The sequence below is a fragment of the Nocardioides sp. Z40_12 genome (assembly GCF_058215795.1).
In genome coordinates, this window is record NZ_JBZAJA010000009.1 from 147,860 (window position 1) to 168,113 (window position 20,254).

Here is a 20,254-nt window from a genome sequence, read left to right on the forward strand (position 1 = left end):
CCCGTGCACCTGACCCCTGCCGACACCGAGAAGCTGCTGCTGGCCGTGGCGGGCATGGTCGCCCGCGACCGCCTCGACCGCGGAGTCCTGCTCAACCACCCCGAGGCGACGGCCCTGCTGGCCACCTGGGTGCTCGAGGGCGCCCGGGAGGGCCGGTCGGTGACCGACCTGATGACCGCGGGCCGGGAGGTCCTCACCCGGGACCAGGTCATGCCGGGCGTCGCCGAGATGCTCCACGACGTCCAGGTCGAGGCGACCTTCCCCGACGGCCGCAAGCTCGTCACCATCCACGACCCGATCAGCTAGGAGACCCATGACGTCGTCGACCGAGGGGCCCGGGGCGGTGCGCACCGCGCCCGGGACGCACGTGCTCAACGCCGACCGCGGCGAGGGCGAGCGCCTGCGCCTGGTGGTGCTCAACACGGGCGACCGGCCGGTGCAGATCGGCTCCCACCTCCACCTCCCGGACGCGAACGCCGCCCTGGAGTTCGACCGCGACGCGGCCCACGGCTTCCGGCTCGACATCGCCTCGGGGACGTCGCGCCGCTTCGAGCCGGGCGCCTCGCGCACCGTCGACCTGGTGGCGCTGCGCGGCCTGCGCGTCGTGCCGGGCCTCCAGACGGGCAAGGACGGCGGTGCCCTGGATGGTTGAGATCAGCAGGGCCCACTACGCCGCCCTCTACGGCCCCACCACCGGCGACCAGGTCCGCCTCGGCGACACCGACCTGTGGATCGAGGTCGAGCGGGACCTCACCTTCGGGGGCGAGGAGGCGGTCTTCGGCGGCGGGAAGTCGATCCGCGAGTCGATGGCGCAGTCGACCCGGAGCCGGGCCGCGGGGGTGCCCGACACGGTGATCACCAACGTCGTCGTGCTCGACCACTGGGGCATCGTGCGGGCCGACGTCGGGATCAGGGACGGCCGGATCGTCGCTCTCGGGCGAGCCGGCAACCCCGACATCGCCGACGGCGTGCACCCCGACCTGGTCATCGGGCCCTCCACCGACGTCGTGTCGGGCGAGGGGCGGATCCTGACCGCGGGCGCGGTCGACGTCCACGTCCACTTCCTGTCCACCTCGCAGGTGCACGAGGCCCTGGCCACCGGCACCACCACCGTCGGGGGTGGCGGCACCGGGCCCTCGGAGGGGTCCAAGGCCACGACCGTCACCCCCGGCGCCTGGCACCTGCGCACGGTCCACCGGGCGCTGGACCCGCTCCCGGTCAACGTGCTGCTGATGGGCAAGGGCAACACGGTCAGCGCCGAGGGGCTGCGCGAGCAGGCCCTCGGCGGCGCCGCCGCCTACAAGGTCCACGAGGACTGGGGCTCGACCCCGGCCGCGATCGACGCCGCCCTGCGTGCCGCCGACGAGCACGGCCTCCAGGTCGCCCTCCACTCCGACAGCCTCAACGAGGCGGGCTTCCTGGAGTCCACCCTCGCGGCCATCGGCGGGCGCGGGATCCACGCCTTCCACGCCGAGGGCGCGGGTGGCGGCCACGCCCCGGACATCATGAAGGTCGCCTCGCTCCCCCACGTGATCCCCGGCTCGACCAACCCGACGCTGCCCCACACCGTCAACACCGTCGCGGAGCACCTCGACATGTTGATGGTCTGCCATCACCTCAACCCGCGGGTCCCCGAGGACCTCGCCTTCGCGGAGTCACGGATCCGGGCGACCACGATCGCCGCCGAGGACGTCCTGCACGACATGGGGGCCATGTCGATCACCTCCAGCGACGCCCAGGCGATGGGGCGCATCGGCGAGGTCGTCACCCGCACCTGGCAGGTGGCCCACGTGATGAAGCACCGGCGCGGGTCGCTGGGCGAGTCGCTGCCGGCCGACAACGAGCGGGCGCGTCGCTACGTCGCGAAGTACACGATCAACCCCGCGATCGCCCACGGGATCGACGCCGAGGTGGGCTCGGTCGAGGTCGGCAAGATGGCGGACCTGGTCCTGTGGGACCCGCGGTTCTTCGGCATCCGGCCCGAGCTGGTGATCAAGGGCGGGGCGCTCGTCAGGGCCGCCCTGGGCGACCCGAACGCCTCCATCCCCACCCCGCAGCCGGTGCTGCTGCGGCCCACCCTGGTCGACGGCCACGGCAGCGACCACGCGGTCACGTTCGTGTCGTCGGCCGCGCTCGACGACGGGCTGGAGGCGCGGCTCGGCCTGTCCCGCCGTCTGGTCGCGGCCACGGGCACCCGGGGGGTCGGCAAGGCCGACATGGTCAACAACGACGTCTGCCCCCGGATCGACATCGACCCCGAGACCTTCGCGATCGACGTCGACGGCGAACGGGTGCTGCCGGCCCCGGCCGAGGAGCTCCCCCTGGCCCAGCTCTACTCCCTGTTCTGAGCCGTGGTGCCTCTCTCCCCGCCGCCCGCCTCGGCCACCGTGGCCCTGCTGCTCGCCGACGCCCGGCTCCCGGTCGGCGGGCACACCCAGTCGGGCGGCCTCGAGCCGGCGCTGCGTCACGGGATGAGCCCCGAGGGGCTCCCCGGCTACTGCCGTACGCGCCTGGCCACGGTGGTGCGCACCGAGGCCGCGACCGCCGTCGTCGCCGCCCACGTCGTGCGCCACGGCGGCGACCTGGCCGCGGTGCACGCCCACTGGGCCGCGCGCACGCCGGCCGAGGCCCAGCGGGCCACGGCGCTGGAGCTCGGTCGCGGCCTGCTGCGGCTGGCCCGGCGCGTCTGGCCGGCCGACGAGGCCCTGGCGTCGTGGTCGCTGCCCACGGCCAGGCCGCTGGTGCTGGGGGCGCTGGCCGTGGCCGGCGCGGTGGCCCCCGCCGACCTGGCCCGGGTGGTCGGCTACGACGACGTGCAGACCGTGATCTCCGCCGGGCTGAAGCTCTCCCCCGGCGACCCGCTGCGCAGCGTCGTCTGGACGTGGGAGCTCCTCCCCGACGTCGACGCCCTGGCCGACGCGGTGGCCGGCCTGAGCGAGGCCGCCGACATCCCGTGCCTGAGCGCCCCCCAGATCGAGGAGTGGGCACAGGCCCACTCCCACACCACCAGGAGGTTGTTCCGTGCCTGAGACCCGCAAGACCCTGAGACTCGGCGTGTGCGGCCCGGTGGGCACGGGCAAGAGCTCCCTGATCGCCACGCTCTGCCGCGAGCTGGCCGGCAGCCACGCCCTCGCGGTGGTCACCAACGACATCTACACCGACGAGGACGCCCGCTTCCTGCGCTCGGCCGGTGTGCTCGACCCCGACCGGATCGTCGGGGTCGAGACGGGCGCCTGCCCGCACACCGCGATCCGCGACGACGTCAGCGCCAACCTCACGGCCGTGGAGGACCTGGAGGAGCGGTTCGCCCCGCTCGACCTCGTGCTGGTCGAGTCCGGCGGCGACAACCTCACCGCGACCTTCTCCCCCGCCCTGGTCGACGTCCAGATCTTCGTCCTCGACGTCGCCGGCGGCGGTGACGTCGCGCGCAAGGGCGGACCCGGCATCGAGCGCGCCGACCTGCTGGTGGTCAACAAGACCGACCTCGCTCCCCACGTGGGGGTGGACCTGCCGCGGATGGTCGCCGACGCGGTGCTGGCCCGGGGCGGTCGGACGGTCGTCGCGCTCTCCCGGCACGACGCGGCGTCGGTCTCGGCGCTGACCGCCTGGGTGCTGGCTCAGCTGGCCGTGCTGCGCACCGGCCTGCTCGAGCCCCAGGACCCCGGCCCGATGGCGGCGCACTCCCACGCGCACGCGCACGACCAGACGCGCCCCCTGGCCCGTGCCGTCGACCAGGCCTGAGGCCCCGCCCGGTGCCCTCACCCCGCTGAGCACCCGCGTGGCGCTGCACGCCGACCCCCGGGCGGGTCGCGCCTGCGTCCGGATGGGCGGCGGCGTCTTCCGGGTGCAGGTGCTGGCTCGCGACGTCGCGCACGCCCACGTCGCGCTGGTCCCGACCACCGCCCTGCTGCTGGCCGGCGACCACGTGCGGCTCGAGGTGGAGGTCGGCGCCGGGTGCCTCCTGGAGATCACCGAGCCGGCCGGCACGGTCGCCTACGACATGGACGGCGGGGAGGCGTCCTGGGAGGTCGACATCCGGGTCCGGCCGGGCGGATTCCTGGTGTGGCAGGCCCCGGAGCTCGTGGTCAGCCAGGGCGCCCGGGTGGCGCGCCGGACCACGGTCGCCCTCGAGGGGGACGCCACGTGCCTGCTGCGCGAGACCCTGGTGCTCGGCCGCACCGGCGAGGGCCCGGGTCGCCTGGCCGCCGGCACCACGGTCTCCCGCGACGGGCTGCCGGTGCTGGTGGAGCAGCTGAGCGCCGACGCGTCCGCGCAGGTGCCGGGCGTGCTGGGCGACCACCGGGTCGTCGACCAGATCCTCGACCTGCGCCCGGACCCCGCTGCCGACCCCGGTGCCGAGCCCGGACCGGCCGGGGACGCGGCCGAGGCCGGGGCCACCGGGGCGTTGCGCCTGGCGGCCGGCGGGGTGCTGCACCGCCGCCTGGCCCGCGCCGCCCACGAGGGCTCCCTCGACACCACGTGGGCCGCGCTGGCCCAGCAGCACCGGGCAGGCCACGCGGCGACTCTGGCAGGATCGCCCGGGTGACCGACTCGAAGCGCCTGATGCTGCTGGACACCGCCTCCCTCTACTTCCGCGCGTTCTTCGGGGTGCCCGAGATCAAGGCGCCCGACGGCACCAACGTCAACGCCGTCCGGGGCCTGCTCGACTTCATCGCGCGGCTGGTCACCGACTACCGCCCCACCGACCTGGTCTGCTGCTGGGACGACGACTGGCGGCCGCAGTGGCGTGTCGACCTGCTGCCCGGCTACAAGGCCCACCGGGTGGTGGCCGAGCGCGAGGCGTCGCCCGACGTCGAGGAGGTCCCGGACCCGCTGGAGGCGCAGATCCCGATCATCCTCGACGTCCTCGCCGCGCTCGGCATCCGCGTCGTCGGAGCCCCCGAGCACGAGGCCGACGACGTGATCGGCACCCTGGCCACCAACGCCGCGATGCCCGTCGAGATCGTCACCGGCGACCGCGACCTCTTCCAGCTGATCGACGACCAGGCGCAGGTCCGGGTGCTCTACACCGCCCGGGGCGTGGGCAAGCACGAGCGGGTGACCAACTCGGTGGTGCGCGACAAGTACGGCGTCGACGCCCACCAGTACGCCGACTTCGCCACGCTGCGCGGCGACGCCTCCGACGGCCTGCCCGGGGTGCCCGGGGTCGGCGACAAGACCGCGGCGACCCTGCTCGGGCGCTTCGGCGACATCGCCGGCATCCGGGCCGCGGCGCAGGACCCCGACTCCGACCTGGCCCCCGGACCCCGTCGCAAGATCAAGGACGCCGCGGACTACCTCGACGTCGCGCCCCGGGTGGTCGCGGTGGTGCGCGACCTCGAGCTGGGCAGGATCGACACCGAGCTGCCCCGCACGCCCGCCGACCCCGACGCGGTCGTCGCGCTGGCCGCCACCTGGAACCTCGAAGGTGCTCTGGCCCGTGCCGTGACCGCGCTGGCCGAGCGCTGAGGCCGGCCGGCGCCCTTGGCGCGGGTTCCTAGGGTGGGGCGCATGACTCGTATCGCCGTCGTCGGGGGTCACGGAAACGTGGCCCGTCTGCTGCACCCGCTGCTCGTGGAGGCGGGTCACCAACCGGTCGCCCTGGTCCGCAAGGAGGAGTACCGCGCCGACCTGGAGGCCCTGGGGGCCGAGGTCCGGCTCCTGGACATCGAGTCCGCCTCCGGCTCGGACTTCGCGCGGGCGTTCGACGGCTGCCACGCGGTGGTCTTCGCCGCCGGCGGCGGCCCCGACGGCAACATCGAGCGGAAGCGGACCGTGGACCTCGAGGGCTCGCTCAAGTCGATCCAGGGAGCCCGCGAGGCGGGGATCACCCGCTTCGTCCAGGTCTCGGCCATCTCGGTCGACGACCCGGTCCCCGCCGACACCGCGCCGGTGTGGCGCGCCTACGTGGAGGCCAAGCGCGACGCCGACGCCGCCCTGCGCGAGAGCGACCTGGACTGGACCATCCTGCGACCGGGTGCGCTGGTGGACGACGCCGCGACCGGCCGGGTGCGGCTGGCCCCCGAGGTCGAGCCCGGCAGCGTGCCCCGCGGCGACGTCGCCGCGGTCATCGCCGCCGTCCTGGACACCGGCGCCGGGATCGGCGCCCAGTGGGAGCTGGTCGCCGGGGACACCCCGGTCGCCGAGGCCGTCGCCCAGGCGCCTACTCGGTGAGGGCCGAGTAGGCCACCACTCCCCTGCGCAGGCGGTCCACGGTCTGCCGGGCCACCTTGCGCAGGGGCGTGTCGGCCGCCGCGTCGGCCACCTGGCCGGCCAGGTCGAGCAGCTGCTTCATCCAGCGCACGAAGTCGCCCGCCGCCAGGTCGACGGCACCCAGGACCTCGTCCAGCTCGTCGCCCTCCGCCCAGCGGTAGGCGGCCCAGGCGAACCCCAGGTCGGGCTCGCGGAGGAAGTCGAGGCGGTGGTCCTTCTCCAGCGCGTCCAGCTGGGCCCAGAGCCGCACCATCTCGCCGATCACGTCACGCGCGGGCCCGGCCGGGAGCCTGGGCGGCGTCACGTCGTCGGCACGCCTGGTCTCGTAGACCAGCACGGAGAGCACGGCGGCCAGCTCCGAGGGGTCGAGCCCGTCCCACAGCCCCAGGCGCAGCGACTCGGCGGCCACGAGGTCCATGTCGGTGTAGATCCGCCGCAGCCTCCCCCCGCGCTCGGTCACGGTGTCGCCCTCGAGGTAGTCCAGGGCCACCAGCACCTCGCAGACCCGGTCGAAGACGCGGGCCACGGTGTTGGTGCGCTGCTCGACCCGGCGCCGCAGCGTGGCGGAGTCCCGGGAGAGCTTGAACCACCGCTCGGCCCAGCGGGCGTGGTCCTCGCGCTCCGGGCACTGGTGGCAGGGGTGCTCCTTGAGCCGGCGCCGCAGGTCGTCGATCCTGCGCTCCGCCGCGCTCTGCCCCGGCGCCTGCCCGCCGGCCGACCGGCGCCGCGGCGGGGGCGGGGTGAGGTCGTGGGTGCGGGAGCGCAGCGCACTGGCCAGGTCGCGCCGCATCTGCGGGTTGCGGCCGTTGAAGCTGCGGGGGACGCGGACCCGGGTGACCGGCTCGACGGGCGAGGGGAAGTCGATCGGAGAGAGCCGACGGGCCTGACGCTCCGCGGTGACCACGTAGGGCCGCGGCTCGTCGGGGTTGCCCAGCCCGGGGTCGACCACCACGGCGAAACCGGAGAACTTCCCGGCCGGCACCACGATGACGTCGCCCGGCTTGAGCTTCTGCAGCGAGACGAGCGCCTCGTCGCGCTGGCTCGACCGGCGCTCCCGGGCCGCCGCCTTCTCCTCGTCGGAGATCTGGCGGCGCAACGCGGCGTACTCCATGAAGTCGCCCAGGTGGCAGGTGGCCGACTCGGCGTAGCCGTCGAGCGCCTCCTCCGCCTTGTGCAGCTGGCGGGCCAGACCGACGACCGCGCGGTCGGCCTGGAACTGCGCGAACGACATCTCCAGCAGCTCCCGGGAGCGCTCACGGCCGAACTGGTGGACCAGGTTGACCGCCATGTTGTAGGAGGGCCGGAACGACGAGCGGAGCGGGTAGGTGCGGGTCGAGGCCAGACCGGCCAGCTCGCGAGGATCGGTACCGGGCTGCCACAGGACCACCGCGTGGCCCTCGACGTCGAGGCCGCGCCGGCCCGCGCGACCCGTCAGCTGGGTGTACTCCCCCGGCGTGATCTCGGCGTGGGTCTCGCCGTTCCACTTCGACAGCTTCTCGATGACCACGGTGCGGGCAGGCATGTTGATGCCGAGGGCCAGCGTCTCGGTGGCGAAGACCACCTTGCACAACCCGCGGGCGAAGAGCTCCTCCACGCACTGCTTGAAGGTGGGCAGCATGCCGGCGTGGTGTGACGCGACGCCGCGGGTGAGCCCCTCGAGGAACTCGTGGTAGCCGAGGACCTGGAGGTCCTCGTCGGGGAGGTGGCGGCAGCGCTCCTCGACGAAGGTGAAGATCTCGTCCCGCTCCTCGGGGGAGGTCAGCCGGACCCCCGCGGAGAGGCACTGGGTGACGGCGGCGTCGCAGCCGACGCGGCTGAAGATGAAGACGATGGCGGGCAGCATCCCGCGGCGCTCGAGCTGCTCGATCACGTCGACCCGGCTGGGGATCCACACCCGTCGGCCGTTGCCGACGTTGCGGGGTCCCTTGGCCGGGGCGCCGCGGCCACCCTTGCGCGAGGACCGGCGGTCGCGCATCAGCCGGCTGCTGGCCCAGTCGTCGCGGGCCACCTTGAGCAGCTCGTCGTTGACCGGCGCCCCCTCCTTGACGAAGCCGGCGCTGGCGTCGACGTCGGAGCTGGCGAAGAGGTCGAGGATGCGCCGGCCCACCATGACGTGCTGGAAGAGCGGGACCGGACGCCGTTCCTCGACGATCGTGGTCGTGTCGCCGCGCACGGTCGCCAGCCACTCGCCGAACTCCTCGGCGTTGGAGACGGTGGCCGAGAGCGAGACCACCGAGACCGACTCGGGCAGGTGGATGATCACCTCCTCCCAGACCGCACCGCGGGAGCGGTCGGCGAGGTAGTGCACCTCGTCCATCACCACGAACCCCAGGCCGGCGAGGGTGTGCGACCCGGCGTAGAGCATGTTGCGCAGCACCTCGGTGGTCATCACGACCACCGGCGCCTCGCCGTTCAGGGTGTGGTCGCCGGTCAGCAGACCGACGTTCTCGGCCCCGTGACGCTCCACCAGGTCGTGGTACTTCTGGTTGGAGAGGGCCTTGATCGGCGTGGTGTAGAAGCACTTGCGTCCCCCCGCCAGGGCGAGGTGGACGGCGAACTCGCCGACCACCGTCTTGCCCGAGCCCGTGGGGGCCGCCACCAGGACTCCTCGGCCCTCCTCGATCTCCCGGCAGGCGCGCAGCTGGAAGTCGTCGAGCCCGAACGGGTAGCTGCCGGCGAACTCGGCGAGGACGGGGTGCTCACGCTGCTTGCGGTAGGCGGCGTACGCCTCGGACGGACTGGTCATGACCACACCTTCAGCGCCGCGGGGACGCACTCGATCGTCAGGGGCAGCGGGCCGAGGCGCTCACCGTCGGCGTAGGCGACGACGCCCGCCGCCGCGACGGTCACCTTGCGGACCCGGTGGTGCTCGTAGGGCGGATGGGCGCGGCGGGTGGAGCCGAGCAGGCGGGGCACGGTGCGGGCCAGGGCGGCGCGGCTCCTCGACCCGACGATCACCACGTCGAGCAGCCCGTCGCTCAGGCGGTCGTGCTCCCCGTCCCGTCGACGGTCCGCCGTGCCGTCCTCCCACCCGGTCGGCCCGGTCCGCCGTGCGCCGGGCCAGGGACCGTTGGCCACCGTGACCAGCGTGGCGTCCAGCCGGCGTCCGACGCCGTCCAGGTCGAGCCGGTAGCCGACGGGACGGGTGGCGCCGAGCGCGGTCAGGGTGGCCAGCCCGTGCCGCGCCCGGCCGCCGCGCCCTCGCGCGGTCCGGGCCCGTTCCTCGACGCCCGCTCCGAAGCCGGCCTCCAGGACGGTCACGAAGTAGCGGCCGGCGGCCCTGCCCACGTCGACGGTGCGGACCCGGTTGGCCACGACGCGGTCGGCGGCCGCGTCGGGGTCGTGGCGGGGCAGGTCGAAGTAGCCGGCGACCTCGCCGCCGGCGGCCGGGACCAGCCCGATCGGGACGCCGGTCGCCGCGACCGCCTGGAGCCCGAGGTGGAAGATCTCGTCACCCCCGCAGACCACCACCCCGTCCACCCCGTCGTCGACGGAGCTCCGGGCCAGGTCGAGCGTCTCGTCGGCGTCGCGGCCGACGAGGTCGCGGACCACCATGCCGCTGTCCCGCAGCCGGGCGACGGCCCGGGTGCGGTGGGAGCGGTCCCGCCCCCGGCCCCGGCAGGCGGCGGGGTCGGTGAGGAACGCGATCTCACGCAGGCTTCGGGTCACTCCACGACCCTAGCGACCGGGCGAACCGCGTCGCGGTGACTCGGCCCCGATGCGCAGGTGGGCGGCGAACCGCTCCGGCGAGCCGCCGACGGCACGGGCCAGCCTGGCGAGGGACTCCAGGACGAGGTCGGCGTCGAAGCGGGTGCCCGGCACCGCCAGGGTGAGCCGGCCGTCACGGTGGCCCAGCAGCACCTGGCCGTGCTGCCAGGCCTGGTGGGCGCGGGCCCTGGGCTGGTCCGCCACCACCGGCGCGGGGTAGGCCTCGTCGACGGCCAGCAGGTCGCAGCCGAGGGTGTCGTGCTCCGGGCTGGTGAGCTCTCCGTGGACGAGGTGGCCGGTACGCAGCCCTTCGTCGGGCGTCCAGGTGACCTCGCTGGTGCCCAGCCACTCGGGGAGGTCGAAGGGGTCGACGTCGACGATCTCGGGAGGATGCACGCACCCACCCTCTCAGAGGGGGGAGGGCTCGTCGTCGGCCCAGGTCGGCTCCGCGGCCGTTCGCCGGGCCCGCACGCGGTCGATGGTGCGTGCCCCCACCTCGGCCAGCACGAAGAGCAGCAGCATCGGCAGGGCGAGGGCGAGCATGGAGAAGGGGTCGGTGGAGGGTGTGGCGACCGCCGCGAAGACGAAGGTCCCGACGATGATCCACGGCCGGAAGCGCCCCAGGGTCGCCCCGCTGACCACGCCGGCGAGGTTGAGCATGATGACGAAGAGCGGGATCTCGAAGGCGATGCCGAAGACCAGCAGCATCCGGGTCAGGAAGGAGAAGTAGGTGCCGAACTCGACCAGGCTCTGGAGCTGGTCGGGGGTGAAGCCGATCAGCACCTCCAGACCCTTGGGCAGCACGTAGTAGCCGGTGGCCACCCCCGCCAGGAAGAGCGGACCTGCGACCATGGCGAAGATCCGCGACCAGCGCCGCTCGTCGCGGTGCAGGCCGGGGAGGATGAAGCCCCAGATCTGGGCGAGCCAGTAGGGACTGGAGGCCACGATCGCCGCGACCCCGCAGAGCTTCAGCTGGAGCAGCAGCGGGCCGGTGGCACCCTCCACGTAGGCGAGCGTCTCCACCTCCTCGTCGAGCTGGGTGCGCGCGCTGTTGTAGGGGTCGAGGACGAGCCCGAGGAGCTCGTCGTAGAAGAAGAGCGCGACCACGAAGACCACGACCAGCACCAGCGCGGCCCGCAGCACCCTGGCCCTGAGCTCACGGAAGTGGTCGCTCAGGGGCATCCGGCCGTCCGGGCCCACCGGGTGCTGCGGGGTCCCTCGCAGCACCGCGAGGAGGCCTCCCAGCATCGTGCGGCTCAGAGGGTGTCGTCGCGACGCGGCTCGTCGCGTCGGGCGTTCAGCTGGCGGGCCTCGATCTCGCGCTGCTCGGGAGTCTTGTCGTCGTCGTCCATCAGGCCCTTGGTCTCGGCCTTGAAGATCCGCAGCGCGCGCCCGCTCCCCCGGGCCAGCTCGGGCAGCTTGGAGGCGCCGAAGAGGAGGACGATGACGGCCAGGATCAGGAGCAGCTCGGTCGGACCGAGACCGGCGATCTGCGCGTTCAGGTTCATGTCGTTCCTCGGGTGGGCGGGTGAGACGCTCCCATGCTACGCCGGGGGCGTGTCGTAGAGGGCGAGGGCCTTTCGAGCGGACGCCCGACAGGTCTCGGCCAGCTCGGCGGGAGCCAGCACCTCGGCGTGCGGGGCCAGCCGGAGCACCAGCCGCGTCAGCCACCGCTCGTCGCCGACCAGGAGATCGACCTCCAGCCGCCCGTCCTCGCGGTGCCGGACCGCCTCGACGGGGAAGTACTCCGGCACCCAGTGGGCCCCGGGGCCCAGCAGGAGCGTGACCCGCCGCCCGGCCCGGGCGTGGGCGAAGAGGGCGTCCGAGAGGTCAGTGCGCTCGTCGTCGTGGCGCGCCGCGGGCTCCTCGAGCACCTCCAGCGCGTGGATCCGGTCGAGGCGGAAGACGCGGAGTCCCTCCGCGGAGCGGCACCAGCCCTCCAGGTAGTCGAATCCCTCGGCCCGCCACAGGCGCACGGGGTCGACCACCCGCTCACCGGCCTCGTCCCGGGTGGGCACCCAGTAGGTCAGGCGCACCTGTCGCTGCTCGTCCAGGGCACGCTCCAGCGACGCCCGGATCTCTCCCACCCCCTGGTCGGTGGGGTCCAGCTCGACCTGCCGGTGGGCGCTGCCGTCGGCGGCGGCCTGCTCGAGCTTGGCCAGGGTCCGGTCGACGACCTCGCGGGTGGGGCCGGGCGAGCTGTCGCGCACCGCGCGCAGGGCGACGATGAGCGCGGTGGCCTCGGTGGGGGTGAGACGCAGCGGGCGGGAGAGGTAGTCGGCGTTGGAGACCCGGATCACCCCGTCGGCGCCCTCCCCCTCCAGCGCGTCGAGGTCGACGTCGATGAGGTCGTCGGGGTAGCCGCCGGGCAGCCCGCACATCAGTAGCACCTTGAGGTCGCGCACGACCTGCGCGGTCGTGGTGCCCAGGGCCTCGGCCGCGTCCTCGAGCCGGACCGAGCCGTGGGCGTGCAGGAAGGGCACCAGGGTGAGCAGGCGGGCGACCTGGTCGCGGGCCCCGCTGCCGGCCGACGTCATGAGGCACCCCCGCTCCGGGCGAGGCCCGCGAGCCGGTCGCGGACCTGCCGGCGCAGCGACTCGGGCGACTCCACGTAGGCGTTGGCGCCGTAGGGCAGGACCTCGTCGGCCACCGCGGCGGGGCTGCCGACCAGGCGCACCCGGTCCCACGGCGTCTCCCGGTCGGGCCCGGCCACGCCCTGCTCGATGCTCTCGGCCATCCGGCGCAGCCCGTGCCCCGTCCCGGTGCGCACCAGGACGGTGATCTCCTCGCTCTCGGGCGCCGGGACCAGGCGCGTGGTCACCACTCGGATGTCGGTGCCCTCGGGCACGTCGTAGCCGCCAGGGGCCCCGGCCAGCCGGGCCGGCCCCACGATCCGCGAGAGCCGGAAGACCCGCTCCTCCCCGCGGTCGGTGTCGAAGCCGACGGCGTACCAGCGACCCGAGTAGCGCACCACGCCCCAGGGCTGGAGGTGCCGCGTGGTCGGCGCGCCCTCGCCCGGGCGCCGGTAGTCGAAGACCACCGCGCGCCGCTCCTGCGTCGCCTGCCAGAACGTGTCGAACGCCGGCTCGTCGGCGCCGATGTGAGGCTCCACGATGTCCAGGGCGGCCACGTCGACCGGCACGTTGGCGGCCGCCAGCTTGCGCAGCGCCTCCGTGGTGGCCTCCGCCAGCGTGGCGTGCTGCCAGACCTTGCCGGCGAGGCCCACCACCGCGGCCTCGTCGGCGTCCAGGCTGATCTCGGGCAGGGCAAGCTCGTCGGGACGGATCCGGTAGCCGACCTCGTCGTCGAAGTAGGCGTCCAGGGTCCCCACCTCGACCGGGACGCCGAGGCTGCGCAGCTCCTCCTTGTCGCGGTCGAACATCCGCTCGAAGGCGTCCTCGCCCTGGCCGGGGTAGAGGATCTCCCGGATCCGGGACTTGGGGACGAAGCGCTGCTGCACCAGCAGCATGATGAGCAGGTTGAGCAGCCGTTCGCTCTTCCGGTTGGTCACCGTCCGCCTCGCCCCCGTCAGGTCCCTGCGTCAGACCGCGGCGAGGATGTCGACCACGAAGTAGAGGGTGTCGGTCCCCTTGATGCCGGCGTCGGGGCGCCCCTTCTTGCCGTAGCCCAGGGCGGGCGGGATCGCGACGATGACGCGGGAGCCGACGGTCTCTCCGACCAGCGCCTGGTCCCAGCCCTTCACGACCTTGCCGACACCGATCTCGAAGGGCACCGGCTCGCCCTTGGAGTAGGACTCGTCGAAGGGCTTCTTGCCCTTGTAGACCTGACCGAGGTAGTTGGCGATGACCGTCTGGCCCTTCTTGACCACCGGGCCGTCCCCCTTGACGGTCTTGGTGACCCACAGCTTGTCGTTGGGCGCGGGCTTGCCGGCGAAGTCGAGGCCGGTGACCACGCCGTCCTTCTCGACCAGCTCCGGGGCCCACTTGGCGGGAGCGCGCTCCTCGCCCTGCGGGCTGTCGAGCACCTTGGTGACGAGCTCGGTGACGAACAGGACGCCGTCCTGGTTGCCGATGCCGAGCTGGGCGTTGCCGGACTCGCCGTAGGCGTCCTCGGCGGAGGCCGCCACCGCGACCGTCGAGCCGATCTGCTGGCCGAGCAGGCTCGCGCGCAGACCGGGCAGGAGGGTGTCGTCGAGCGTGATCATCTGGGGCACGCCACCCTGCTGGTGGGAGTTGTAGGCCTCGACCTTGTCGAACCCGTTGCCGATCCAGATGTGGGCCGCGACCAGGTCGCCCTCCTCCGTCTTCTCGCCGTCGCCCTCCAGGAGCACCTCGGTCTCGACCTCGTCGGGTCCGAGCTGCTCCTTCCAGGTGACCTCGGGCGCCTTCCCGGACTCAGCCTTGATGGTCACCGCCTCCAGGCCGGCGCCGGACGAGGCGTCGTCGGAGTCGCCGCCGCCGCAGGCGGCGAGCGCGAAGAGGCTCAGAGCGAGGGTGGAGGCTGCCAGGACACGACGAGACACAGGGTTCTACTTTCGCGAAGGTGGTAGGAGCGCGGCCACCATATCCGGGCGACCTGAGAAACCGCCGAACCCACTCACATGCCGTCGATGAGTCGCTGGACCCGCTCGTCGTGGGCTCGGAAGGGATCCTTGCAGAGGACGGTCCGCTGGGCCTGGTCGTTGAGCTTGAGGTGGACCCAGTCGACGGTGAAGTCCCGGCGTCGCTCCTGCGCGGTCCGGATGAACTCCCCGCGCAGCCGGGCCCGCGTGCCCTGCGGCGGCACCGACTTGGCCTCGAAGATCTTCAGGTCGGTGGTGACCCGGGCGACCGCGCCCCGCTTCTCCAGCAGGTAGTAGAGCCCACGACCGCGGTGGATGTCGTGGTAGGCGAGGTCGAGCTGGGCGATCCGCGCGTGGCCCAGGGGCAGGGAGTGCTTGTGCCGGTAGCGCTCGATCAGCTTCCACTTGATCACCCAGTCGAGCTCGCGGTCGACCAGGCCGAGGTCGTCGGACTCCACCGCCTTGAGGCCCCGCTCCCAGAGGTCGAGCGTCCGCTCGATGAGCGGGGTGGAGATGCCCCGGTGGTCCACGAACTCCCGGGCCTTGCCGAGGTACTCGGCCTGGATCTCCAGCGCGCTCGCCTCGCGGCCGTTGGCCAGCCGCACCTTGCGGCGGCCGGTCATGTCGTGGGAGATCTCCCGGATGGCCCGGATCGGGTTCTCCATGGTGAGGTCGCGCAGCACCACGCCCTCCTCGATCATCCGCAGCACCAGGTCGCAGGAGGCGACCTTGAGCATCGTGGTGGTCTCGCTCATGTTGGAGTCACCGACGATCACGTGCAGCCGGCGGTACTTCTCCGCGTCTGCGTGCGGCTCGTCGCGGGTGTTGATGATCGGCCGGCTGCGGGTGGTCGCGCTGGAGACGCCCTCCCAGATGTGCTCGGCGCGCTGCGAGACCGAGTAGGACGCCCCGCGGGGCGTCTGGCTGACCTTTCCGGCACCGACCAGGATCTGCCTGGTGACCAGGAAGGGGATCAGCACCTCGGCGAGCCGGCTGAACTCCCCCGCCCGTCCCACCAGGTAGTTCTCGTGGCAGCCGTAGGAGTTGCCGGCCGAGTCGGTGTTGTTCTTGAAGAGGTAGATGTCGCCGGAGATGCCCTCGTCGTGCAGGCGCTGCTCGGCGTCGAGCAGCAGCCCCTCCAGGATCCGTTCACCCGCCTTGTCGTGGGTGACCAGCTCGGTGACGTCGTCGCACTCGGGCGTCGCGTACTCCGGGTGGCTGCCGACGTCGAGATAGAGACGGGAGCCGTTGCGCAGGAAGACGTTGCTGCTGCGCCCCCACGAGACCACCTTGCGGAAGAGGTAGCGCGCCACCTCGTCGGGGCTGAGGCGGCGCTGACCCTTGAACGTGCACGTGACTCCGTACTCGTTCTCGATCCCGAAGATCCGACGGTCCATGAATCCACCCTAGGGGCAGGCACCAGACCTTGCCCGGAACCCGGACCGCAATCGTTCTCCGCACAGCGTCCGAGGGTGCGACCATGGGGCGTGCGCGCAGCCGCCCTCCGCCTGGTCCCGCTCGTCCTGGCGAGCCTGCTCTCGGCCTGCCAGGACTCCGGCACGCGCGTGCAGGACCCACCTACCACCGAGGCACCGGTCCGGAGCGCGACGCCCGCCGCGACGCCGTCCGAGCAGCCGACCACCCAGCCGGCGCCCCCGTCCCGGCTGGTGCGGCCAGGGGACCTGGACCCTCGGACTGCGGTGGGCGTCGTGCGGCACCTGGCGGGACGGATCGGACCGCGTCCCGCCACCGGAGCTGCCTTCGCGCAGGCGGGCCGCTGGGTGGCCGGCGAGCTCGAGGAGGCCGGGTGGCAGACCAGGACGACCCGGTTCGCCGTGCCGTCAGGAGACTCCTGGGGCGTGCCCGTCCCGGCCGGTCGCTCGGCCAACCTGGTGGCCACCATGCCGGGCTTCGACCCCGGCGAGCCCCACCTGCTGGTGGGCGCCCACCTCGACACGGTGCCCGTCGCGCCAGGCGCCGAGGACAACGCCTCGGGCGTGGGGGTGCTCGTCGCGGTGGCGCGGGCGCTCTCCGCGACCCGCAGCCGGCTCCCGGTCGTGCTGGTCGCCTTCGGTGCCGAGGAGCCGCGCGGTCCAGGCGACGACGACCACCACTACGGGTCGCGGCACTACGTCCGCACCATGCCGGCCCTCCAGCGCCGAGCCCTGCGCGGCATGGTGTCGCTGGACCGGGTCGGTGTGGGCCTCCGCGTCCCCGTCTGCAGCGCCGGCGCCCCCGACCGTCTCCGCGCCCAGGTCCTGGCAGCGGCGGCGCGCGCAGGAGCGCCCGTGACACCGTGCCGGGACAACAGGGCCAGCGACCACTGGTCGTTCGTCCGGGCGGGCCTGCCCGGGGTACGCCTGGGGAGCACCCCGTACGCCGGCTACCACAGCGCCGCCGACACACCCGGGGTGGTTGGCCGCGCGCAGCTGCTGCGCACGGGGCGCGTCGTCCTGGCCTGGCTCGGCCGGCTCAGCTGAGGGCGAAGGGGCCGGTGCTGGAGCGCCACACGTCGCCCAGGATCTCCGCGGCCTCCGACGGCTCCGCCGGCCGGGGGGCGAAGCCCTCGCCCATCCGGTAGGGAAGCAGCTCGACGCCCTTGAGGTCCTCGCCCCAGAAGACCGCCTCCAGCAGCACGCCCTGCTGGGTCTGGATCATGAAGTCCATGTCGAAGACGAAGTTGCCCAGGGAGTGGGCGAGCAGGCGCCCCTGGTGCCACTCGAGTCCCTGCACCCAGTGCGGGTGACCGCCCACCACCAGGTCCGCGCCGGCCGCGACAAGCTCGCGGCCGACCTGGCGCTGCACCGGCTCGGCTCGATGGGTGTACTGGGTACCCCAGTGCGGGAGCACCACGACGACGTCGACGCGGCGGTCCAGCGCCCGGACACCGGCCAGCACGCGGTCGAGATCGGCGCGCACCAACGGACCGGTGCGCGGTGGCATCCGTACCGAGTGGGCTCCGGGGGTCTTCCCGGTGGCTGCCGGGGTCTCCCCGATCGCGTTGAAGCCGAGGAGCCCGAAGCGCACCCCGCCGCGCTCCAGGAAGGCGGGGGCCGCGGCTCGCAGCAGGTTCCGGCCCGCACCGAAGGGGACCACCGAGGAGTCCCGCAGCCGAGAGACGGTCTCCAGGAGTGCGTCAGGGCCGTAGTCACCGGTGTGGTTGTTGGCGAGCGAGACGGCATCGACCCCGGCTGCCTCGAGGATCCCCAGCACGGACGGCTCGGCACCGAAGGAGTCGCTGCCCTGGGTCGGTGCGCCGGCCCGGGACAGGGTGCCCTCGAGGTTCGCCACCGTCAGGTCCGCCCGCGCCAGGCGGGAGGAGAGCGGGGCCAGGGCGGCCGCCGGGTCGGTGACCCCGCGGGTGAGCATCACGTCCCCCGCCACCGTCAGGCTGACCGGGCGCCCCGGCGGCTCGGGCGCGGCCACCTGGAACGGGTACTCCCCTGGGTCGCGGAGCGGGTCGACCCCGGCGACCACCGCGGTGCGCACCCGTGCGTCGACCACCCGCGCCGGCACCACCCCGAGCGCCCCTGGGTCGCCCAGGACCCGCCGAAGCTCGGCCCTGGGCGGCGAGGTGTCGCGGGCCATGACCAGGCGCCGAGCCCGGCCCAGCCCGAGGCGCGGTCGCGGACGGGTGGCATGCCCGATCACCACCAACGGCTCGCGGTGCTCGGGCTCGGTCGAGGACCGGGGCTGAGGCGCCACGGCGCGTGGTGGCGCGTCACCGGGACCGGATGGATCGGAGCAGGCGGGGAGGGCAAGCAGGCAGGCCAGGGCGACTGCAGCCGCCCCTCCCGCGCCTCTCACGCCAGAGGGTCCAGGGGGTCTACCGGCGGCCGCGGCCCCGGCTCGTCCTCCTGGGGACGCACCGGGGAGGATGCCGGGTCCTGCGGCGCGGTCGGTGGGGACGCCGGGGGTGTGACCGGAGGCGCGATCGGCGGCGCGACCGGCGGTGTCGCAGGAGCGGAGGCGGGCTGCTCGGCCTCCGTCGGGGTCTCCTCCTGCTGGGGACCAGAGGTCGCCCCCCGCCCTCCCAGCACCACGTTCAGCCGCTCGCCGCGGACACGGTGGAACTTGCGCACCTGGGTGCGGCTCCGGTCGAGCACCGCGACCTCGAGGTCGCTCACCGGGATCACGCGGTCGGCCGACTCGGAGTGCCCCAGGGCTGCCACCGCGAGACGGATCGCCTCGTCCAGGTCCAGGCCCGGGCGGTAGTGCTCCTTGAGGTGGGCCGCGACCACGTCGGCGGCGCCGCCCATCACGGCGAAGCCGTGCTCGTCGGCCACCTGCCCGTCGTAGGTGAGGCGGTAGATCTGGTCGTCGTCGGCGGAGTCGCCGATCTCGGCGACGAAGAGCTCCACCTCGTAGGGCTTCTCCCCGCCGCTGCTGAAGATGGTGCCGAGCGTCTGCGCGTAGGCGTTGGCCAGCCCGCGGCAGGTGACGTCGCGGCGGTCGTAGGAGTAGCCGCGGACGTCGGCCAGGCGCACCCCGGCGATCCTCAGGTTCTCGAACTCGTTGTAGCGGCCCACCGCCGCGAAGGCGATGCGGTCGTAGATCTCCGAGACCTTGTGCAGCGCCTGGGAGGGGTTCTCGGAGACGAAGAGGACGCCGTCGGCGTACTGGACGACGACCACCGAGCGACCACGCGCGATCCCCTTCCGGGCGAAGTCGGCCCGGTCCTTCATCTGCTGCTCCGGAGAGACGTAGAAAGGCATGCTCATCGGGTCGGGTCCTCCTGGACGGCAGGGGCGGCTGGGGCGGGTCGCATCACGTGAGCGAGGCGGCGGGGCCGTCGGGTCGCAGCATCCGGCCGGCCAGGATGCGGTCGGCGATCTCGGCGACCTCGTCGTCGGCGAGGCGGCGCCCGCCCTCGGCGGTGATCACGTGGACGACCGGGAAGATGCGGCGGGCCAGGTCGGGGCCGCCGGTGGCGGAGTCGTCGTCGGCGGCGTCGTAGAGCGCCTGGACGACCGCGGTGACGCACCCCTCGGCGTCGAGGTCTTCGCGGTAGAGCTTCTTCAGCGACCCGCGGGCGAAGAGGGAGCCGGAGCCGACGGCGTGGAAGGCCGTCTCCTCGTAGCGCCCGCCGGTGACGTCGTAGGAGAAGATGCGTCCCTGTCCGGCGGACAGGTCGAAACCGGCGAAGAGCGGCACCACCGCCAGCCCCTGCATCGCCAGGCCGAGGTTGGAGCGGATCAGCGCGGCGAGCCGGTTGGCCTTGCCGTCCATGGAGAGGGTGGTGCCCTCGATCTTCTCGTAGTGCTCGAGCTCGGTCTGGAACAGGCGCACCATCTCGACCGCGAGACCGGCCGTGCCGGCGATCCCGACGCAGGAGAACTCGTCGGCCGGGAACACCTTCTCGATGTCGCGCTGGGCGATGATGTTGCCCATGGTGGCCCGGCGGTCGCCGGCCATCATCACGCCGCCGGGGAAGGTGGCCGCGACGATGGTGGTGCCGTGCGGGGCGAGGTGGGCGGCGTCGATCGGCGGCAGGGCGCGCCGCGACGGCAGCAGCTCGGGGGCCTGGTCGGCGAGGAAGTCGGCGAAGGACGACGAGCCTGGCTGCAGGTAGGCCGCGCGCAGGCGCGGCGTGGCGTCGGTCATCACTGACCGCCCTTCTGGATGAAGGACTTCACGAAGTCCTCGGCGTTGGTCTCCAGGACGTCGTCGATCTCGTCGAGGATGGCGTCGACGTCGTCGTCGAGGGCGTCCTTGCGCTCGGCCACCTCGTCGGCCGCGACCTCGTCTCCGAGCTCCTCCTCCTGGGAGGACTTCCGGGGCTGCTTCTGCTCCTGGGACATGTCTGCGACC

The 20,254-nt window shown here is 73.5% G+C and carries 22 protein-coding genes; 9 read left to right on the forward strand and 13 right to left on the reverse strand.

The window, feature by feature from the left end; all coding sequences use genetic code 11:
- Positions 1–3 precede the first annotated feature (3 nt).
- Genes AC4BG9_RS16670 through AC4BG9_RS16705 form a run of 8 tightly spaced genes read left to right on the forward strand, consistent with a single transcriptional unit; the run spans position 4 to position 6,174 of the window.
- Entirely contained in the window at positions 4–306 is a 303-nt protein-coding gene (locus AC4BG9_RS16670; RefSeq protein WP_490572242.1) for an urease subunit gamma, read from the forward strand.
- A gap of 7 nt (positions 307–313) precedes the next feature.
- The gene (ureB, locus tag AC4BG9_RS16675; RefSeq protein WP_490572243.1) at positions 314–652 is read left to right on the forward strand and encodes an urease subunit beta; all 339 of its coding nucleotides are present in this window, start codon (positions 314–316) and stop codon (positions 650–652) included.
- Positions 645–2,348: an urease subunit alpha gene (locus tag AC4BG9_RS16680; RefSeq protein ID WP_490572244.1), complete on the forward strand. Its 1,704-nt coding sequence runs from the start codon at positions 645–647 to the stop codon at positions 2,346–2,348. Before ureB ends, AC4BG9_RS16680 begins: the two co-directional genes overlap by 8 nt.
- A gap of 6 nt (positions 2,349–2,354) precedes the next feature.
- Complete coding sequence (locus tag AC4BG9_RS16685; RefSeq protein WP_490572245.1) at positions 2,355–3,029, forward strand: urease accessory protein UreF; 675 nt, start codon at positions 2,355–2,357, stop codon at positions 3,027–3,029.
- A complete protein-coding gene (ureG, locus tag AC4BG9_RS16690; RefSeq protein WP_490572246.1) occupies positions 3,022–3,741 on the forward strand; it encodes an urease accessory protein UreG in 720 nt (239 codons plus the stop codon). The genes AC4BG9_RS16685 and ureG overlap by 8 nt, the downstream gene beginning before the upstream one ends.
- Positions 3,722–4,546, forward strand: a complete 825-nt coding sequence (locus tag AC4BG9_RS16695) for an urease accessory protein UreD (RefSeq protein WP_490572247.1) — start codon at positions 3,722–3,724, stop codon at positions 4,544–4,546. Before ureG ends, AC4BG9_RS16695 begins: the two co-directional genes overlap by 20 nt.
- Positions 4,547–4,563: 17 nt before the next feature.
- The gene (locus AC4BG9_RS16700) at positions 4,564–5,469 is read left to right on the forward strand and encodes a 5'-3' exonuclease (RefSeq protein WP_490572290.1); all 906 of its coding nucleotides are present in this window, start codon (positions 4,564–4,566) and stop codon (positions 5,467–5,469) included.
- Positions 5,470–5,511: 42 nt separating this feature from the next.
- Entirely contained in the window at positions 5,512–6,174 is a 663-nt protein-coding gene (locus AC4BG9_RS16705) for an SDR family oxidoreductase (protein ID WP_490572248.1), read from the forward strand.
- On the opposite strand, the gene AC4BG9_RS16710 is transcribed toward AC4BG9_RS16705, so the two are convergent.
- The 9 genes from AC4BG9_RS16710 to pafA all read right to left on the reverse strand — a co-directional run bounded on the left by AC4BG9_RS16710 (position 6,164) and on the right by pafA (position 15,840).
- Positions 6,164–8,959 (reverse strand): DEAD/DEAH box helicase, encoded by a 2,796-nt coding sequence (locus tag AC4BG9_RS16710; protein ID WP_490572249.1) that lies wholly within the window; start codon positions 8,957–8,959, stop codon positions 6,164–6,166. The genes AC4BG9_RS16705 and AC4BG9_RS16710 overlap by 11 nt on opposite strands.
- The gene (locus AC4BG9_RS16715; RefSeq protein ID WP_490572250.1) at positions 8,956–9,882 is read right to left on the reverse strand and encodes a diacylglycerol kinase family protein; all 927 of its coding nucleotides are present in this window, start codon (positions 9,880–9,882) and stop codon (positions 8,956–8,958) included. Before AC4BG9_RS16715 ends, AC4BG9_RS16710 begins: the two co-directional genes overlap by 4 nt.
- A gap of 9 nt (positions 9,883–9,891) precedes the next feature.
- Complete coding sequence (locus AC4BG9_RS16720; protein ID WP_490572251.1) at positions 9,892–10,317, reverse strand: hypothetical protein; 426 nt, start codon at positions 10,315–10,317, stop codon at positions 9,892–9,894.
- 12 nt (positions 10,318–10,329) lie between these two features.
- Entirely contained in the window at positions 10,330–11,169 is an 840-nt protein-coding gene (tatC, locus tag AC4BG9_RS16725; protein WP_490572252.1) for a twin-arginine translocase subunit TatC, read from the reverse strand.
- 8 nt (positions 11,170–11,177) lie between these two features.
- On the reverse strand, positions 11,178–11,429 hold the full coding sequence (gene tatA, locus AC4BG9_RS16730) for a twin-arginine translocase TatA/TatE family subunit (RefSeq protein WP_490572253.1): 252 nt from the start codon (positions 11,427–11,429) through the stop codon (positions 11,178–11,180).
- 36 nt (positions 11,430–11,465) lie between these two features.
- Complete coding sequence (locus AC4BG9_RS16735; RefSeq protein ID WP_490572254.1) at positions 11,466–12,458, reverse strand: helix-turn-helix transcriptional regulator; 993 nt, start codon at positions 12,456–12,458, stop codon at positions 11,466–11,468.
- Positions 12,455–13,432 (reverse strand): helix-turn-helix transcriptional regulator, encoded by a 978-nt coding sequence (locus tag AC4BG9_RS16740; RefSeq protein ID WP_490572255.1) that lies wholly within the window; start codon positions 13,430–13,432, stop codon positions 12,455–12,457. Before AC4BG9_RS16740 ends, AC4BG9_RS16735 begins: the two co-directional genes overlap by 4 nt.
- Before the next feature lie 30 nt (positions 13,433–13,462).
- Positions 13,463–14,404 carry an FKBP-type peptidyl-prolyl cis-trans isomerase gene (locus AC4BG9_RS16745; protein WP_490572256.1) on the reverse strand — a complete coding sequence of 314 codons (942 nt, stop codon included), beginning with the start codon at positions 14,402–14,404 and terminating at the stop codon, positions 13,463–13,465.
- Positions 14,405–14,478: 74 nt separating this feature from the next.
- Complete coding sequence (pafA, locus tag AC4BG9_RS16750) at positions 14,479–15,840, reverse strand: Pup--protein ligase (protein WP_490572257.1); 1,362 nt, start codon at positions 15,838–15,840, stop codon at positions 14,479–14,481.
- A 90-nt stretch (positions 15,841–15,930) separates the two neighbouring features.
- Between pafA and AC4BG9_RS16755 the strand changes: the two genes are divergently transcribed.
- Entirely contained in the window at positions 15,931–16,923 is a 993-nt protein-coding gene (locus tag AC4BG9_RS16755) for a M28 family metallopeptidase (protein ID WP_490572258.1), read from the forward strand.
- Here the strand turns inward: AC4BG9_RS16755 and AC4BG9_RS16760 are convergent.
- The 4 genes from AC4BG9_RS16760 to AC4BG9_RS16775 all read right to left on the reverse strand — a co-directional run bounded on the left by AC4BG9_RS16760 (position 16,916) and on the right by AC4BG9_RS16775 (position 20,244).
- Positions 16,916–18,148, reverse strand: coding sequence for a CapA family protein (locus AC4BG9_RS16760; RefSeq protein ID WP_490572259.1), 1,233 nt, complete (start codon positions 18,146–18,148; stop codon positions 16,916–16,918). The two genes, AC4BG9_RS16755 and AC4BG9_RS16760, sit on opposite strands and share 8 nt — an antisense overlap.
- A gap of 98 nt (positions 18,149–18,246) precedes the next feature.
- Positions 18,247–19,164 carry a proteasome subunit alpha gene (gene prcA / locus AC4BG9_RS16765; protein ID WP_490572260.1) on the reverse strand — a complete coding sequence of 306 codons (918 nt, stop codon included), beginning with the start codon at positions 19,162–19,164 and terminating at the stop codon, positions 18,247–18,249.
- Between the two features lie 46 nt (positions 19,165–19,210).
- Positions 19,211–20,047, reverse strand: coding sequence for a proteasome subunit beta (gene prcB, locus AC4BG9_RS16770; RefSeq protein WP_490572261.1), 837 nt, complete (start codon positions 20,045–20,047; stop codon positions 19,211–19,213).
- Positions 20,047–20,244 carry a ubiquitin-like protein Pup gene (locus tag AC4BG9_RS16775; protein ID WP_490572262.1) on the reverse strand — a complete coding sequence of 66 codons (198 nt, stop codon included), beginning with the start codon at positions 20,242–20,244 and terminating at the stop codon, positions 20,047–20,049. Before AC4BG9_RS16775 ends, prcB begins: the two co-directional genes overlap by 1 nt.
- Between the last annotated feature and the right edge of the window lie 10 nt (positions 20,245–20,254).

Excerpts from the sequence above, each read along its gene's own strand:
- tatA (WP_490572253.1), bottom strand. The coding sequence starts at position 11,429 with ATGAACCTGAACGCGCAGATCGCCGGTCTCGGTCCGACCGAGCTGCTC.
- AC4BG9_RS16700 (WP_490572290.1), top strand. The coding sequence starts at position 4,564 with ATGCTGCTGGACACCGCCTCCCTCTACTTCCGCGCGTTCTTCGGGGTG.
- ureB (WP_490572243.1), top strand. The coding sequence starts at position 314 with ATGACGTCGTCGACCGAGGGGCCCGGGGCGGTGCGCACCGCGCCCGGG.
- AC4BG9_RS16735 (WP_490572254.1), bottom strand. The coding sequence starts at position 12,458 with ATGACGTCGGCCGGCAGCGGGGCCCGCGACCAGGTCGCCCGCCTGCTC.
- tatC (WP_490572252.1), bottom strand. The coding sequence starts at position 11,169 with ATGCTGGGAGGCCTCCTCGCGGTGCTGCGAGGGACCCCGCAGCACCCG.
- AC4BG9_RS16680 (WP_490572244.1), top strand. The coding sequence starts at position 645 with ATGGTTGAGATCAGCAGGGCCCACTACGCCGCCCTCTACGGCCCCACC.
- pafA (WP_490572257.1), bottom strand. The coding sequence starts at position 15,840 with ATGGACCGTCGGATCTTCGGGATCGAGAACGAGTACGGAGTCACGTGC.
- AC4BG9_RS16710 (WP_490572249.1), bottom strand. The coding sequence starts at position 8,959 with ATGACCAGTCCGTCCGAGGCGTACGCCGCCTACCGCAAGCAGCGTGAG.
- AC4BG9_RS16775 (WP_490572262.1), bottom strand. The coding sequence starts at position 20,244 with ATGTCCCAGGAGCAGAAGCAGCCCCGGAAGTCCTCCCAGGAGGAGGAG.
- prcB (WP_490572261.1), bottom strand. The coding sequence starts at position 20,047 with ATGACCGACGCCACGCCGCGCCTGCGCGCGGCCTACCTGCAGCCAGGC.
- prcA (WP_490572260.1), bottom strand. The coding sequence starts at position 19,164 with ATGAGCATGCCTTTCTACGTCTCTCCGGAGCAGCAGATGAAGGACCGG.
- AC4BG9_RS16705 (WP_490572248.1), top strand. The coding sequence starts at position 5,512 with ATGACTCGTATCGCCGTCGTCGGGGGTCACGGAAACGTGGCCCGTCTG.